Genomic DNA, 15882 nt, shown 5'->3' on the forward strand with positions numbered 1-15882 from the left:
ATAGATGCAAATATGAACGCGCCCGCGCAAGGGCCGGTTATGCGCATCATCTCTGCATTTACAGATTGGGTGGGTAATGACCGCTCCATCCGCTTTCTGGAAATATTCAGCGTCGTCGCGTTAATCAGCATTGGTATATTCACCGCAACATTGTTGGTCAGCCAAAGCGGCGATGTCGAGCCGCTTTCACCAGCCATGGCTGCTTCGCTCCTGGTCGCAAACCTGCTTCCCGCCACCATTTTGTTAGTCCTTATCGGCAGGCGAATGGCGCTCAGGCGAGCTGAATTGGTGAGCGCAGGTAGCAAAAAGCGTCTTCATGTTCGCTTGGTCGCCATATTCTCACTCATTTCCGCTGCGCCAACGCTGCTCCTCGTGATATTCGCGTCATTATTATTTCAAAGTGGCGTGCAATTTTGGTTTTCGGGCTCGGCGCGGGGCATGCTGGAAAATGCGGGGCAATTGGCATCTGGGTATCAACAAGAAAAAATGCGCGATGTTGGCGAAGAAACCACAACGATGGCCGATGATCTGCGCAACATATTGAATCAATTATCAGTGAATGATCCGGAGTTTTTAAAGGCTTATATAACGCAAGTTTTGAACCGGAAGCTAAGCGAATCTGCGATTGTTACGATTTCGACCGATGGAACTCAAAGCACGGCAGCAGTCGTATCGCCCGATGACGAGCGTAAAGGCGACTGGATTGATCCGAGCTATTTGAAGCGGATCGATGGCGGCGAAAATCTGGTGGTGGCGATCAAGAACGATCGGATAGAAGCCGTCACGCTGATCTACGGTTCACCGCGCTCCTATTTATACACGAGCCGAGCGGAGTCGGTTCCAACCTTCAGCTTGGGAACCAAGGCGCAATCGGTGCTGAAAGACTATCGAGAGATGGAAATCCGTTCGCGCAGTTTGCAGTTACAATTTAATGCGGCTTTATACATTATCTCGCTGTTAATTATCGGGATTACGGTTTGGGTTGCGCTGATTGTCGCCGACCGTTTGGTAAGGCCGGTGACCAATTTGGTATCGGCGGCGCAAAAAATTGCAGATGGGGATCTAGCTGCGCGGGTCGATGAAAGCGATTTAAGGGAGGATGAAGTCGGATTTTTGTCTAAATCATTCAACCGAATGACGGAAAGGCTGCAAAATCAAACGGGAACCTTAATCTCGGCCAACCGGCAATTGGACGACCGGCGCGCTTTTATTGAGGCAGTGTTGGAATCGGTAACTGCCGGAGTCATCAGCGTCGACACCGCAGGCGTAATTCAATTGGCCAATTCCACCGCAGAGAACCTGTTATCGGGTAAGTTGGACACAATTGTCGGACAGAAATTCGATAAGATTGCACCAGAGTTGGCGCAGCTATTGGTCAATCGCCAAACACGCGCGGTCGTGCAGCTTGGCGACGGTCCCGAACCGTTGACAATCGCCGTCAGGACGGTGACCGAAGGCGTGAATAGCGTTGTGACATTTGAAGATATTAGCCAGCAGCTTGCCGATCAAAAACGGGCCGCTTGGTCGGATGTTGCCCGCCGCATCGCACATGAAATCAAAAACCCGCTAACCCCGATTCAATTGGCAGCAGAACGGTTGCAGCGGCGTTTTGGTAAAGAAATCGAAAATGACAGGCCAATTTTTGAACAGCTTACCGGCACAATCGTCCGCCAAGTCGGCGATTTACGCAACATCGTCGATGAATTTTCGGCCTTTGCCCGTATGCCGAAACCTTCGTTCCGATCAGAAGATCTGCATGACATATTGGGCCATGCGGTTTTCCTGCATGAAGTAGCGCATCCTGAATTGCGCTTCACTTACACCCACCCGCAAGTTGCTCCGTCGCTAATTTGTGATCGGCGGCAATTGGGGCAAGCGTTTACCAACATTTTGAAAAATGCTGTCGAAGCGATAACCGAAAATAATGTCCATGAGGGCGCGATTTCAATTGAGTTGATCGCGGACAAGGACGAAATCCGCGTGGTGGTCAGTGACAATGGGCCCGGCCTGCCGGAGGATCGCGAACGGATAATTGAACCCTATGTCACCACCCGCAATAAAGGGTCTGGGCTGGGTCTCGCAATTGTTCATAAAATTATTGAGGAACATTTTGCGCAAATATTTTTTGGCGACGCACACGGCGGCGGCGCCGAGGTTACGATTGTCTTCCTTCCGGAAATGATCGCCTCAAAAACAACAGCTTTTCCATCGGAAAATGACAAGAAGGACATGGGCTAGTCATGGCATTGGACATTTTAATCGTCGACGACGAAAAAGACATTCGCGATCTGGTTTCCGGGGTGTTGGATGATGACGGCTATCAAACGCGCACGGCGGCAACGGCTGATGCTGCTTTGGCCGCAGTAGACGAACGCTTGCCATCCTTAATGCTGCTGGATGTTTGGCTGCGCGGCTCTTCGATGGATGGGCTCGAATTACTGCAATTGCTCAAACAAAAGCATCCCAAAATTCCGGTTATCGTATTTTCTGGCCATGGCAATATTGATACAGCGGTTGCAGCCGTTTCGCATGGCGCAGTCGATTTTTTAGAAAAACCATTTCAGGCTGAAAAGCTGCTGCATCTTGTCTCTAAGGCAACCGAAACGCAGCGGTTGCGCGAAGAGAACGAGACATTGCGCGCCAAAATTGGCCATGCCGAAGAGCTAACTGGTTCTTCCGCCGCGATAAACAATGTGCGCGCCACGCTTAAAAAAGTGGCGTCAACCGGCAGCCGCCTTTTGATTACGGGCCCCGCCGGCGTTGGTAAAGAAGTGGCCGCTCGGCTGCTTCATAGCTGGAGCCCGAGGGCAGATGCGCCGTTTATATCGGTCAGCTCTGCGCGGCTGTCGTCCGACCGGTTTGAGGCTGAATTATTCGGCGTAGAAGAAAATGGCGCGCTGGTATCAGCAGGGATGCTGGAAAGGGCAAATGGCGGCACGCTGTTTCTTGACGAAGTTGCAGATATGCCATTGACCACGCAGGGCAAAATTCTGCGGGTCTTGACCGATCAAAGTTTTGTGAGACTTGGCGGCGACCGGCAAATCCGCGTTGATGTTCGGTTCGTGTCGGCAACCGCGCGCGATTTGCAAGAGGAAATAACCGAAGGGCGGTTCCGGGAGGATCTGTTTTATCGTCTAAACGTCGTCCCTGTCGAAATCCCGCCACTCACCATGCGGCGAGAGGATATTCCTGACCTGGCGCATCATTATGCCGCCCGCTTTGCCGCTGAACATCGTATTCCTCCGCCTGATATTTCGGAGGACACAATGGCGGCACTACAGGCCTGTGAATGGCCTGGAAATGTCCGTCAGCTGCGCAATATCATAGAACGCACGATTATTTTGGCACCCTCGGAGAGGTTGAAGTGCATTGACGCAGACATGCTGCCCGCCGAAGTGATCAACAGCTATGAGGGCGCAGAACAAAATGTTACCTCGCTCATGGGTGCCCCGCTGCGCGAAGCGAGAGAGTCCTTTGAACGGGAATATTTGCAGGTCCATATCAAACGGTTTTCAGGCAATATTTCAAAGACGGCGAATTTTGTCGGTATGGAACGTTCTGCCCTGCACAGAAAACTTAAACTGCTCGGTATAACAGTTAGGAAAGGCAACATTGACAAGGAATAAGGGACAGAGAGGCTATGAATTGAAGCGCTAGCCGAGCGTGCTAACAATCTTTGTGTCATTTATTTGCGAATATTGTGCGTTTGTTGTAAAAGCGGAGCTGCACCGGCGCTGCATCATGTGCCCAATGATAACACAATGGATAAGATAATGACTGATAAAAATAATGGCCTGCAGGACCTGTTCCTAAACTCCCTTAGGAAATCCAAAACTCCTATCACCATGTTTCTTGTAAAAGGCGTGAAGTTACAAGGTGTTGTTACATGGTTCGATAATTTTTCGGTGCTTCTTCGGCGCGATGGTCAGGCGCAACTTGTATATAAGCATTCCATCTCAACTATTATGCCATCGACATCGCCAGATGCCGAACCATTTAAAGAAATGATGGCGCGGGCCAAACACAAACCGGGCCTTTTGCAGGATGTATTCCTCTATGCGATGAGCGATCGCAGGGAGTCGGTCACGACTTTCTTAGTGAATGGTGTGATGTTGCAGGGCGCGATTGTGGCCTATGATTTATTTTCGGTTTTGCTGGAACGAGACGGCACGTCGCAGCTGGTGTATAAACACGCTATTTCGACAATTCAGCCAGCTGGTCCCGTAAATCTTGCCGAATATAATCAGGGTGAAGACGAGGAAGCGGATTGAGCGTTTTTAATCGCGATACGGACGACGAATTTGCCCGTGGCGCGCGAACTTTAGTTATATATCCCGAATTACCGGGCAAACAATCCTTGTCGCCCGAAGCGCGATTGCAGGAGGCCTGCGGTCTTGCCTTGGCAATCGGGTTAAACATCATTGAGAGCAAATATTACCGCGTCCGCAGCCCCCGGGCCTCGACACTGCTTGGCGGAGGGCAGGTTGAAGAAATTGCGGAAATGGCGGCCAATCTGGAAATTGATCTCCTGATTGTCGACAGCAACCTCACCGCAATACAGCAGCGCAATCTGGAAGATAAAATACAGGTTAAAACGATTGACCGGACCGGGCTGATATTAGAGATTTTCGGCGAGCGAGCAGCCACCGCCGAAGGACGGTTGCAGGTCGAGCTTGCCCATCTGGATTACCAAGCTGGACGGCTTGTCCGCAGTTGGACCCACTTGGAACGGCAACGCGGTGGATTTGGTTTTTTAGGCGGCCCTGGAGAAACGCAGATTGAAGCCGACCGGCGGATGATACGCGATCGCATGGCGAAGCTGCGCCGCGACCTAGAAGAGGTGAAGCGCACGCGCAGTCTGCACCGGGCAAGGCGGCAAAGAGCGCCTTGGCCGACAATCGCGCTGGTGGGATATACCAATGCTGGCAAATCCACCTTGTTCAATAAGCTGACGCACGCGGATGTCATGGCCGAGGATCTGTTGTTTGCGACGCTCGACCCGACCATGCGGCAAATACAATTGCCCGGCGTTGATAAAGCGATTTTGTCCGATACGGTGGGTTTCGTATCGGACCTGCCAACGCAGCTGGTTGCTGCCTTTCGTGCTACCTTAGAAGAGGTGACCACTGCGGATATCATCATCCATGTCCGCGATATTGCTCATCCCGCGAGCGATGCGCAGCGGGACGATGTATTGGCAATTTTATCGGCATTGGGCATAGGCGAGCAATCGCTGGATGACCCCGACAGCGATGCCAGCGCGCGCACAGATATTCCCATTTTGGAGCTATGGAATAAGGTCGATCTGCTGAACGCGGACCGGTTAGAAGAGCTGCAAAATCTGGCACAACGTAACAACAATATATTGCTGATCTCTGCTGAAAAACGGATTGGCCTCGACGCCCTGCGCCACAATATTTCTGACCGAATTTCGAAAGATAATGAAACCCGCACCGTCAAACTGGCCAATAGCGACGGAGCGGCAATCGCGTGGCTGCATAATAAGGGTGCCGTTCAAACCATTGCCGAAGATACGGAATGTATGACATTGACGGTATCGCTAAGCCCGCAAAATTGGGGGCAATTTGATAAATTATTCGGCCACAGTGATTAGGGTAGGGGCCTAGGTCCTTACCTTAACCAGCTTCTTTCTTGACTGCCTGCCACTCGGCTTCTTTTTCGTCCAAAGTCATTGCCGCAAATTCTTCCCCGGCATTTTGCTCCATGGCCCGGAAACGGCGTTCAAATTTCGCGGTTCCCGCTTTCAGTGCAGCTTCTGCATCAATTCCATGATGGCGAGCTACATTAACTGCTGCGAACAAAAGGTCGCCCATCTCTTCGAAACGCTCTGCTTCGGTCTGTGCGCTGTGTAATTCATCGATTTCTTCCGACAGTTTCAAGACTGCGCCGGCGACATCCGGCCAATCAAACCCGATCCGTGCCGCGCGCTTTTGAATTTTCTGCGCTCGCAGCAAGGCCGGCAAAGCCAATGCTACGCCGGCCAGTGCGCTTTGGTCGGTGTCCTTGTCCGCACGCTCAGCTGCTTTGATCGCTTCCCAATTGCTAACCACCTTGGCGGGGTCATCTGCATCCTCATTGCCAAAGACATGAGGATGACGGCGGATCATCTTGTCAGAAATGGCCTGTGCAACATCATCAATGTCAAAATGACCAAGCTCAGCCGCCATTTGGCTGTGAAACACAACCTGCAGCAACAGATCGCCTAGCTCATCCTTCAACGCGTCTATATCGCCGCGCTCAATTGCATCGGCAACCTCATAGGCTTCTTCAATGGTGTAGGGCGCAATCGACGCAAAATCCTGTTCTAAATCCCAGGGACAACCACCTCTGGGATCCCGCAGCTTGGCCATTATGGACAGCAGTGTCTGCATCGGATTTTCGTGCTGCTGCATAAACGGTTCCTGCTTCCAGTTTCAAGTTGATTGCCCACTTACCGTGCTATTCCATAATGCGTCACACCGCGCAATATATGCAGCCTGCGATTGATGACAGTATTTGTCATCTTTCTGACATTCATTGTTGCTGGCTGGCAGAGGAGCCGGAGCGTAAACCCCAAAATGTAGAGCGTCATTCATTTGCGCACGGTTTCCGAGGTAGCTGTTTAGCGACCCACTAGGCTATCTCGGATCGGGCCAAAGGTGCAGCGCATGTAACATGCGCTGCACCAATTTCCTTTGCCACGCACTCCTCGCGGGATTTATGTTGCAAATCGGGGCTATTTAATCATGTTGACCAAATGGGAACGCGATTTGACTATCGGCATGTCTGAACCGGCGGCATTACGGATATTATATGTGGAGGATGATGCGTCCTCGGCAGAAGAGCTGTCTGCTGTAATCGCAAACCATGGCCATGTCATGCATTGGGAAAAAAATGGTCTATCGGGCCTACGCCGCGCGGCCAGTGAAGAATTTGATGTTATATTACTTGACCGGATGTTGCCCGACATGGACGGCATATCAATCGTTACGCGCTTGCGTGAGGCGGGGATAGAAACGCCAGTATTGATGCTCTCGGCGCTTGGACGCAGCGAAAATAGGATCGAAGGGTTAGAAGCCGGCGTAGATGATTATTTGGCCAAGCCCTATGAGCCAGAGGAAATTGTCGCCCGCATCCGCGCGCTCCATCGCCGTTCAGCTCATAAAATAACGGGCTCGATCATCATTTATGGAAACTTCGAATGCCATGTAAAAGCCCGCACGGCGTTCCGCAGCAATCGGCATATTGCGCTCAGCCCAAAGGAATTTGAGCTGTTCAAATATCTGATGGAAAATGCCGGCGACGCCGTAACCCGGGATCAGCTATTGCGCGATGTTTGGAAAATGGACTTTGATCCGCAAACCAATGTGGTTGACGTAAATATCGGCCGTCTGCGCCGCAAATTGGAGGAAGGTTTTAGCGGGCCGGCCATCGAAACTATATGGGGATCAGGATACCGGCTGACCAATGGGCAGTGACCGGCAAAATGGATAAATTGGCTCGTAAATCCATATTTTCCCGTTTTGCATCGCGCGCTGCGTTCATCGCGCTCACCGCGATCTTATTATTATACGCACTTACATATGGGGTGACGCAGACGACTATAACCGCCGCGCTAAAATCGTCGGTCGATACCGATATTGCTGGCCTCGCCGATATTTACGCCAGCGGGGGTGAGGCGGAATTGTTGGCGAGGTTAAAGGACCGTCAAGCGATGGTCAGTTCAGAAGGGCGGCGTGCCCATTATAGCCTCGCAAAAAAGGGTGACCCGATTTTATCGGGCGCGATCGGCAAATGGCCAAATCTCGACCCGGCATTATCCGAACATGGCTATGTCAATCTGGCCAATGGTACCCAAGTATATGCGCGGGCAACGCGGCTCTCAAATGATCTCAGTTTGCTGGTCGCCCGCGAATATAATGGAGAGAGCCAGCTCTTACTGCGGTTGACGTTCATATTCTTGATCGCGGCAATCCTCATACCCGCTGCGGTATGGCTGGTTGGCCGCCGGGCGGCTGCGGGCTTGAACCGGCGCGTCACCGCGATCAACCGTCTCTTATCATCCAGCACGCAGAGCGCCGAGCCATTGGCCGATATACATATTGATATTGACGATGAAGTTGGTTTGCTCGCACGCAATAGCGCCGAATTGGTGACGCGTTATGCCGCGGCGGCACAGGCGCAGCGTTATGTGACCGATCAGGTTGCACATGAAATCCGCACGCCGCTGCTACATTTGGATACACGGCTGCGCAAAATGCAGGAGCAGCCTGGAGACCAATTTGTGTTTGATGGATTAAAGGATGGCCGCGAAGATATTCGCCGGATCACTGGCCTTCTGGATAGCTTACTCGATATTGCAGCCAGCGAAGCGCGGCGCGGAGATATGTCGGGCTTGAAAGTAATCAATTTATCAGAATTGCTGAACAATATTGCCGATCTATATGAAGCCAGTATCGAGGAAGCAGGGATGATGCTGTCAACGGACATTGCGCCTAATGTGACGCTTGCAGCAGAGGAAATGCAGATCGGCCGATTAATTTCGAACTTGATCGATAATGCGATCAAATATGCAGGCTCGGGAACGACCCTTTCCATCAGCTTGGCTCCAGGCCCCTATTTGACTATCGGTGATAACGGTCCGGGTATTGATCCAGCGATAAGAGACGGGATATTTGAACGATTTCGGCGCGGTCCAAACTCAGCCGCCAATGGGCATGGCCTCGGCCTTGCCCTCGCCAAAGCAATTTGCGAGCGGCACGGCCTCAATATCTACTTGCAAAATAATGTAAATGGATGCAGTTTCGTTATCGCTGCGAAGGGGGCAGACGATGCGATTTGAGCATTATATCTCTATGATTATCATCATTGTAATATCGGCTGCGATGCTCTCTGGCTGCGCGACAACTGGGGTAGGAGCGACAAGCAGCTCACCGCCGCAAGCATTGATCGGGGATTGGTTATTGGATGCCGAACAAGCAGCCAGCGATGGCAATATGACCTTATTGGCGCAGCTTGTCCGGAAATTGGAAAATGAAGGTGTCCAGCCTCAGGATGGAATGGACGACCCGATGCCCCGCTGGCGTAAAATGGCTGCGGCTGAACTGGCTGCAATGCCGCCTTATCGTGGCCGAGCGTTAGGTCCGGCTTATCGCCGTGGCACGTTGGCAGCAGGTCAGAAATTAACCGTCAATCAGACATTTTTGGCAGGACAAAACGCATCGGTTAGCCTGTCTTCCACGAATAGCGATAAAGTGCTGCTCACTATTTCTGATAAAGATCAAAAGCGGAAATGTGAGGCCGCGCGCAAATGCCGCTGGATGCCGTTGTTTACACAGCGATATGAAATAAGCCTGATAAATCGAGGCGGAAAATCGGCCAATTATTATTTGGTGGTCAACTAAATGGAGCAGGGCAGGGTGATTCAATGAATGCAACTATCTGCACCGCCTTTGCCCTTTCCGCTATTTGCCTCGCACCATATCATCCGGCCTTCGCACAAAATGGGGCTGGATCAACGGAACAGTTGGTCCAATCAGAAGGCACTATTACGGCGGAGTATATTTCCCAGCAATGGCAGGCGAGGGACCGTTTCGCGAACCCGAAGGCGGAATTGGAGTTTTGGAAAAGCCTTGAAACCCGGCTCGCTGCATCTGAGAAGAGCGAAACACAGGAAGCAGCTTGGATAGCGTTGCGGCTCGCAATCTCTCATTTTTACACGCAAGACTATTCGGTCGCAGCAGAAGATATATCGAATGCCAAACGCTTGGCTGAATCGAACGATATCGTGGCCCCTCGTTTTTGGGCCGAGCTATACAGCTATGCTGTCATCATCGAAACAGATCGGCCCGATAAAAAAGCGGCGGAAAATTGGCTCAAGAAATTGGATCAATTCAAACAGGCTGAAAAATTCCAAGATCGCTATATTCTGCCCCTCGCCCTGAACGCGGAGGCCTATTGGCAGTTCAAACATGGCGATCGCAGTGAGGCCCTCAACGGCGCTTGCCAAGCTGCTGATGTCGCGAAAGCGCAGCTGGCTGTCTCTGATCCGCTGCGACACGCCAATGCGATTAATTGCGGTGTTTTCGCATTTTATCTCGACCGGCCTGAAGCTGCATCATTGTTAGAGGTTGCGGCGAATGATGCGATAGCCAATTTGCCATCGGGCCACAAACAGACAGGGCAGGCGATAAACGTCGCCGCGGCTGTCACCAGCCTATTCGGCCGATATCGTGAGGCGGAAAAACTGTTCCGCCGGCAAATGGACATCGAGCTTGAGAATTTTGGCACCGATAGCCCCAATGTTTATGATCCGGCATCACAGCTCGCACAAATGCTCGCCTTGCAGGGCAAAATCGATGAGGCGATTGAAATGCAGCGGCAGGTCGTCGTTCTAGCTGACAATTTGAAAGGCGGCGGCGACCTTACCCAGCGCGGCCATTCACGGGGCTATCTTGCGGCGATTATGGGGATTTCAGGCAAGCCTGAGAATGCGATTTCAATCGCGCGGGAAGGGCTATCTCTGCTGCGCCAAAAATTCCCCGATGGTCACCCGTCGGTCAGTACGGCGGAATTGGAACTGGGGTATCTGTTGGCGAATTATGGGGATGCTGACGAAGCGATTCAGATTGCCGAGGCAGGTATTTCAAAGCTGACATCGCAGCTCGGAGAGGGTCATATCGACTTGTTCACGTCGCGTATCCGCTATGCCTACGTAATGGCGCAGAGCGGCCGTGCGCAGGAAGCGATGGATATTGGCTGGAAAACGGGGCAAGAAATGCTTCTACGTTTCTCCGAGGATAGCGTTCGGCGGAGTAACATCGCGTCACTATCCGCCGCGCTCACATCCAATTTTGGTGTTTTGGCCGAAATCGCCATGTTGGCTGGAGACAAGGCAAAACTTGCACAGGCCATACAAATTGGCAATGCGAGCGACCTTACCATCGCCAACCGCGAATTGGCTTTACGGCTGGCGGCGGAAGATCGCGGCCTCGGGGAATTGACCGATGTGATCCGTCAGCAGAAATCGAAAATTCAGCGCCTGAAGACAGAAATCGCGCGGCTGCTCACAAGTCCGGGCTATGACCCCAAACAAATAGAGGACTTGCGGCAACAATCTGTCTTGGCCGAAGATGAGAATGTGGCTGCGCAGCACAGGCTGGCGGCTGAATTTCCCGATTACGTCGCTTTGACCAATGTGACTGCGGCCGCCCTAACCGACATACAGGCCAATCTCGATGCAAACAGCGCGGTTGTTTTTCCGACATTCCTTTATGGAAAAAGTGCGACCGTTCTGATCACGAAGGATGATGTCATTTGGCAAACGCAGCCGCAAGGACGCCCGCAGATGGAGAATGCTCTATTCGCAGTATCGGATTCGCTGGGGCAGGCGAAAAATGGTGGGGATTTTGATACGGATGCCGCGCACCGTTTGTTTGAAGCAATTTTTCCGTCGGAATTATACGCGAAGCTCGCGAGCAAAACCAATCTGCTATTTCCCGCAGGCGGTGTGTTAGCCGCGATACCGCCATCTTTGTTGATTACGAAGCCCGCCAAGAAAGGCGAAAAAACCGCGTGGATTATTCGGGATAAATCCGTTTCCGTTTTCACTGATCTATCAAAAAAAGCTGCGGCCTCATCGGCGGCGGTTAATTTTGCTGGGTTGGGCGATCCCAAACTTGCACCCAGCAAGGTGCGGAATGTAGAGCTAGCGAGCCTATTTCGCGGCGGTAAAGTCGATGCTGACACTATTGCAGCCTTGCCAAGCTTACCCGGCGCGGGCGATGAATTGAAACAGGTTCGGTCTGCATTAAGTAGCAATAACTCCATCCTTCTGACCGGGCAGGATTTTACTGAAACAGCGGTAAAGGCGTTTGATTTTACGCCTTATTCGGTAGTTTCCTTCGCAACACATGGGCTGACCAGCGGGGAAATAGCTGGCCTGTCAGAACCGGCCTTGGTTGTGACGCCGCCATCCCACTCAGGGGTTGAAGGCGCATCAGATGGCCTGCTCACGGCCAGTGAGATCGCTTTATTGGACATACCAGCTGATTGGGTAATTCTCTCGGCTTGCAATAGCGGTTCCGGGAGCAACGGAGCGAGCCCTCAATATTCTGGCCTAGCGCGGGCATTTCGAACCGCCGGTGCCAAATCGCTTTTGCTAACCCATTGGCAGCTGCGCGACGATATTGCTGCGCAGTTGACGGTTAACACGGTGACCGCTGCGGCAAATGGAATTCCCAAAGCGGAAGCGCTCCGGCAGGCGCAGCTTGCCCTGATCGATAGCGGTAAAAGCGGAGCGGATAACCCGGCCCTTTGGGCTCCGTTTATTTTGATTGGTTATTGATCGCGCGGCAAGCGTCTGTTTCACCCAAACGGCAGGCTTTTTCGAAAAAAGGTTTCGCTTTTTGCTGATCAACCGGGATACCTTCACCATCGGCGTAAGCTGCTCCCATGTTGAAGCATCCGAGAGCGGAATTAAGCTCACAGGCCTTAGTGAAATAGCGCACCATCGCAGCAGGATCTTTGGCGCCGCCTACGCCATCCGCCATGCCCATTCCTGAATTACTACAGCCTAGGCCGTTGCCTAATTCACAAGCGGTTTGATAATATTTCAGCGCGCCTGCGTCATCTTTGGCACTACCGATACCTTGGCGTAGCATATCGCCGTAAATATTGCATCCATCGGCATGTTTCATTTCGCAGGCTTTGTTATAAAAATTGCGAGCGGCAGAAATGTCTTTTTTTTGCCCAATAGCCTTAGACGCGAATACACCGAGGTTGAAGCAGGCAACTGGCAAATTTTGGTCACATGCCTTTGCGTAGTACAAACGCGCTGCGGTCAAATCAATTTCACCGCCGAGGCCATTTTGATGCAGTAGACCGGCGCTGTTACAACCATTGCTATTTCCCAATTCGCAGGCGCCGATAAAAGCCATACGAGCGGATGCATCATCCTTATCACCGCCAATGGCGTCGCGATAGGCAATGCCCAAATTGTCGCAACCTATCGCAAAATCAAGGTCACAGCTTTGACGGTAATAATCCCGGGCCAATTTTGCGTCTTGCTTTGTGCCATTGCCGCGTTCGGCCATAAATCCGGCGCTGTTGCAGGCTACCCCTTGCCCATTTTCGCAGCTCAGCTGGAACAAGGCCACTGCGCGAACAGGGTCGGCGCTGGGCCGAGCCGGATCGCTGAGCATCAAGCCTAAATTGAAACAAGCTTGATAAACGGCATCGTCGCAGGCTTTATTATAGGCCGTGAGAGCTGCGGCGGCATCTTGCGGACCGCCGCGTCCATTTTCCTGCATTACCGCCATATTGTTGCATGATTTACTATAACCAAGTTCGCATGCTTTGGTAAAAGCTTGCCGCGCGGCGGGCAGGTTGGCCTCGGTCCCAAGCCCGTTTTCCAATTGATAGCCGTAATTATGGCATCCTGCGGCGACGCCGTCTTGCTCACAGGCCAACCGATATTTATCAAACGCCAATTCCCGATCGTTATTTTGAAACGCAATATCTGCTTGTTGCAGATTATCCTGCGTTATTTCTTCGGCTTCACCAGCATTTATTTTCTCTCGGTTTTTTTGGGCCGCGCAGGCAATGTCATCGCCAAGCTTACACCCTGCGGCAAGCGCCCGGTCCGAAGCCTCGCGGTCTTTTGGGCCGCCTTCGCCAGTTTCAGCCATCACGCTGTAGATAAAGCAAGAATTTGCGATGCCAGTGCTGCACATGTCGGCATAAAGCTGCCGCGCGGCTTTTTTGTCACTTGCGCCGCCCTTGCCGTCAAAAAGCATTTCAGCAAGCTTTCCGCAGGCTAGGTCGCTGCCACCGTCACAGGCTTGTTTGAATAATGTTCGCGCTGCTGCATAGTTGCGCGGTCCGGTCATGCCGTAAAAATAAAACGCACCGAGATTATAACAGCCGTTGGCCTCACCGCCATTACATGCTTTTTCCAGCAGCGGCCTCGCTGCCACCGGATCAGCCTTTACCCCTATGCCATTCATCAACATGACACCAATATTATCGCATCCGAAGAATGAGCCTTTTTCGCAGGACCGGGCCAATAACTTTCGTGCTGTTGCGCTATCCTTCGCGCCGCCTTCGCCCACCATCAGCATGAAGCCGTAATTGGCGCAGCTATCGTTATTTCCAGCAGAGCAGGCTGTATCGAATAATGCACGCGCGGCGGGCAAATCTTGTTCGCCCCCTTTTGCAAATTTCAACATCACCGCGTAATTATTGCACGCCATCGCTACATTTCCGTCGCAGCCCTTGGCATAAAGTGTCCGCGCTTTTTGAAGGTCATATTGCTGTCCCATGGCCGGTGGGAGCCGTTCTTCATAAATGATCTGCGCAAGATTATGGCACGCGCCTGCGCTTCCCAAATCACATGCGCGGTCAAATAACTGCACCGCTGCCGGCATATCTTGCGGGCCGCCCTTACCATCTTCTTGCAGCGCAGCTATGAAGTTACAGCCTTCAGCTTCATTGAAATTACATGCTTTTTTGGCATAAATTCGGGCCGCTTGATAATCTGTGTCGCCGCCTTTGCCTTCATATAGCATTGCTGTATAGTCGAGACAGGCGCGGCTATCCTTATCCGCATCACAAGCAGAGCGCAGCAGTTCGCGCTCTTTTACATGGTCACCAGCTTTCGAAGCGGCAAGCGCAGCTTGATAGCGGGTTTGTTCTGTAGAAGCATTTTCCTTTGCCGCGAGAGGTGAGCCCGTGAGGGTCAACGCGGCGACAAAAAGTGTAAGGCAGCGCTTCAACATCATTTCGCCCCTATCGCCTTACAGCTGGCGGCATAGCCCAAATCGCAGCCCTTCCGAAAATATATATTGGCTTCCGCCCTCGACACCGCCACGCCCTCACCATTTTGATAAACCACGCCCATGCTATGGCAGCTTAGGCCGACATTCGCAGCGCAGCCTTTTTGAAAATAGCCAAGGGCTTCCTGCTGATTTTTTGGGCCGCCATTCCCCATCGTGACCATTACGGCATAGCCATGGCACCCCACCAATTCGCCCAAATCGCAGGATTTCTTATAGGTGCGTCGTGCGGCCGGTAAATCTTTTGCTCCGCCTTGGGCATCTTCCTGAAGCACGGCCAGATTGCGACATGAACTGGATGAATTTAGGTTGCACCCTTTTTCATAATAGCTGCGCGCGCCGACCAAATCTATTGCACCGCCTTCGCCCGCCTGCAATAAATAGCCATAATCTTTGCAAGTATCGCCTTTGCCAAGATCACAAGCTTTTTTGGTCAGACTACGCGCTGCAACCAGATCTTTTACCCCACCTTCGCCGGTATAATGTAGTTTGCCCAAATTGCTGCAGCCGAATGCGTCGTTGAAGTCACATGATCTTTTATACAGGCCGCGTGCCAACACCGCATCTTTTGTCCCTCCCCGCCCGTCTAAATATAGGGAAGCCAAATTATTGCAGCTTTGGCTGTAATTCATATCACACGATTTTTTAAATACTCCGCGCGCGGCAGCTTCATCCTTTGGACCGCCTTTACCCCTCTCATAAAAAATCCCTGTGTTAAAGCAGCCCTGCGCCTGATTTAGATCGCAGGATTTTTGTGACACGGCGCGCGCAGCCACGTCATCCTTTGCGCCCCCTTCACCATTTTCATACATTATACCTAGGTTAACGCACGCGCCGGCATTATTTTCGGCGGCACAAGCCTGATTAAATTTTTGCCGGGCCAGAACGAAATTTTTCGCGGCATAGGCGTCCATCGCTTGCTGAAAATTGGATTTTGTTGCGGTTTGTGCTTGCACAACATGCCCGTTTGATAGCGTCATCACCGCAAGAAACGCTGCGGCCATAATTCTGCGATAGTTTGCCATATTCTGCCTCCTCTTAAATCTCA

11 protein-coding genes are annotated in these 15882 nt (G+C 52.0%); 8 read left to right on the plus strand and 3 right to left on the minus strand.

The window, feature by feature from the left end; all coding sequences use genetic code 11:
- Positions 1–12 precede the first annotated feature (12 nt).
- The 4 genes from ACFOWX_RS06525 to hflX all read left to right on the plus strand — a co-directional run bounded on the left by ACFOWX_RS06525 (position 13) and on the right by hflX (position 5614).
- On the plus strand, positions 13–2238 hold the full coding sequence (locus ACFOWX_RS06525; RefSeq protein WP_381422443.1) for a sensor histidine kinase: 2226 nt from the start codon (positions 13–15) through the stop codon (positions 2236–2238).
- Positions 2239–2240: 2 nt separating this feature from the next.
- Entirely contained in the window at positions 2241–3626 is a 1386-nt protein-coding gene (ntrX, locus tag ACFOWX_RS06530) for a nitrogen assimilation response regulator NtrX (RefSeq protein ID WP_381422445.1), read from the plus strand.
- Positions 3627–3773: 147 nt separating this feature from the next.
- Positions 3774–4271: an RNA chaperone Hfq gene (gene hfq, locus ACFOWX_RS06535; RefSeq protein WP_381422447.1), complete on the plus strand. Its 498-nt coding sequence runs from the start codon at positions 3774–3776 to the stop codon at positions 4269–4271.
- Positions 4268–5614 carry a GTPase HflX gene (gene hflX / locus ACFOWX_RS06540; RefSeq protein WP_381422449.1) on the plus strand — a complete coding sequence of 449 codons (1347 nt, stop codon included), beginning with the start codon at positions 4268–4270 and terminating at the stop codon, positions 5612–5614. The genes hfq and hflX overlap by 4 nt, the downstream gene beginning before the upstream one ends.
- 22 nt (positions 5615–5636) lie before the next feature.
- On the opposite strand, the gene mazG is transcribed toward hflX, so the two are convergent.
- The gene (mazG, locus tag ACFOWX_RS06545) at positions 5637–6413 is read right to left on the minus strand and encodes a nucleoside triphosphate pyrophosphohydrolase (protein WP_381422451.1); all 777 of its coding nucleotides are present in this window, start codon (positions 6411–6413) and stop codon (positions 5637–5639) included.
- A 333-nt stretch (positions 6414–6746) separates the two neighbouring features.
- Here mazG and ACFOWX_RS06550 point away from each other — a divergent pair, with 333 nt between their 5' ends.
- From ACFOWX_RS06550 to ACFOWX_RS06565, 4 genes are read left to right on the plus strand one after another with little or no spacing between them, the layout of a single operon-like run.
- Positions 6747–7478, plus strand: coding sequence for a response regulator transcription factor (locus tag ACFOWX_RS06550; protein ID WP_381422453.1), 732 nt, complete (start codon positions 6747–6749; stop codon positions 7476–7478).
- Positions 7442–8842 (plus strand): sensor histidine kinase, encoded by a 1401-nt coding sequence (locus ACFOWX_RS06555; protein ID WP_381422455.1) that lies wholly within the window; start codon positions 7442–7444, stop codon positions 8840–8842. The genes ACFOWX_RS06550 and ACFOWX_RS06555 overlap by 37 nt, the downstream gene beginning before the upstream one ends.
- Positions 8832–9404: a hypothetical protein gene (locus tag ACFOWX_RS06560; protein WP_381422457.1), complete on the plus strand. Its 573-nt coding sequence runs from the start codon at positions 8832–8834 to the stop codon at positions 9402–9404. Before ACFOWX_RS06555 ends, ACFOWX_RS06560 begins: the two co-directional genes overlap by 11 nt.
- 23 nt (positions 9405–9427) lie before the next feature.
- Positions 9428–12346: a CHAT domain-containing tetratricopeptide repeat protein gene (locus tag ACFOWX_RS06565; protein WP_381422459.1), complete on the plus strand. Its 2919-nt coding sequence runs from the start codon at positions 9428–9430 to the stop codon at positions 12344–12346.
- Here the strand turns inward: ACFOWX_RS06565 and ACFOWX_RS06570 are convergent.
- Both ACFOWX_RS06570 and ACFOWX_RS06575 read right to left on the minus strand, forming a co-directional pair.
- Positions 12327–14780, minus strand: a complete 2454-nt coding sequence (locus ACFOWX_RS06570) for a tetratricopeptide repeat protein (RefSeq protein WP_381422461.1) — start codon at positions 14778–14780, stop codon at positions 12327–12329. The two genes, ACFOWX_RS06565 and ACFOWX_RS06570, sit on opposite strands and share 20 nt — an antisense overlap.
- A complete protein-coding gene (locus ACFOWX_RS06575; protein WP_381422463.1) occupies positions 14777–15859 on the minus strand; it encodes a tetratricopeptide repeat protein in 1083 nt (360 codons plus the stop codon). The genes ACFOWX_RS06570 and ACFOWX_RS06575 overlap by 4 nt, the downstream gene beginning before the upstream one ends.
- Positions 15860–15882 lie beyond the last annotated feature (23 nt).

Source organism: Sphingorhabdus arenilitoris (assembly GCF_042651485.1).
In the GTDB taxonomy this organism is placed as follows: domain Bacteria; phylum Pseudomonadota; class Alphaproteobacteria; order Sphingomonadales; family Sphingomonadaceae; genus Sphingorhabdus_B; species Sphingorhabdus_B arenilitoris.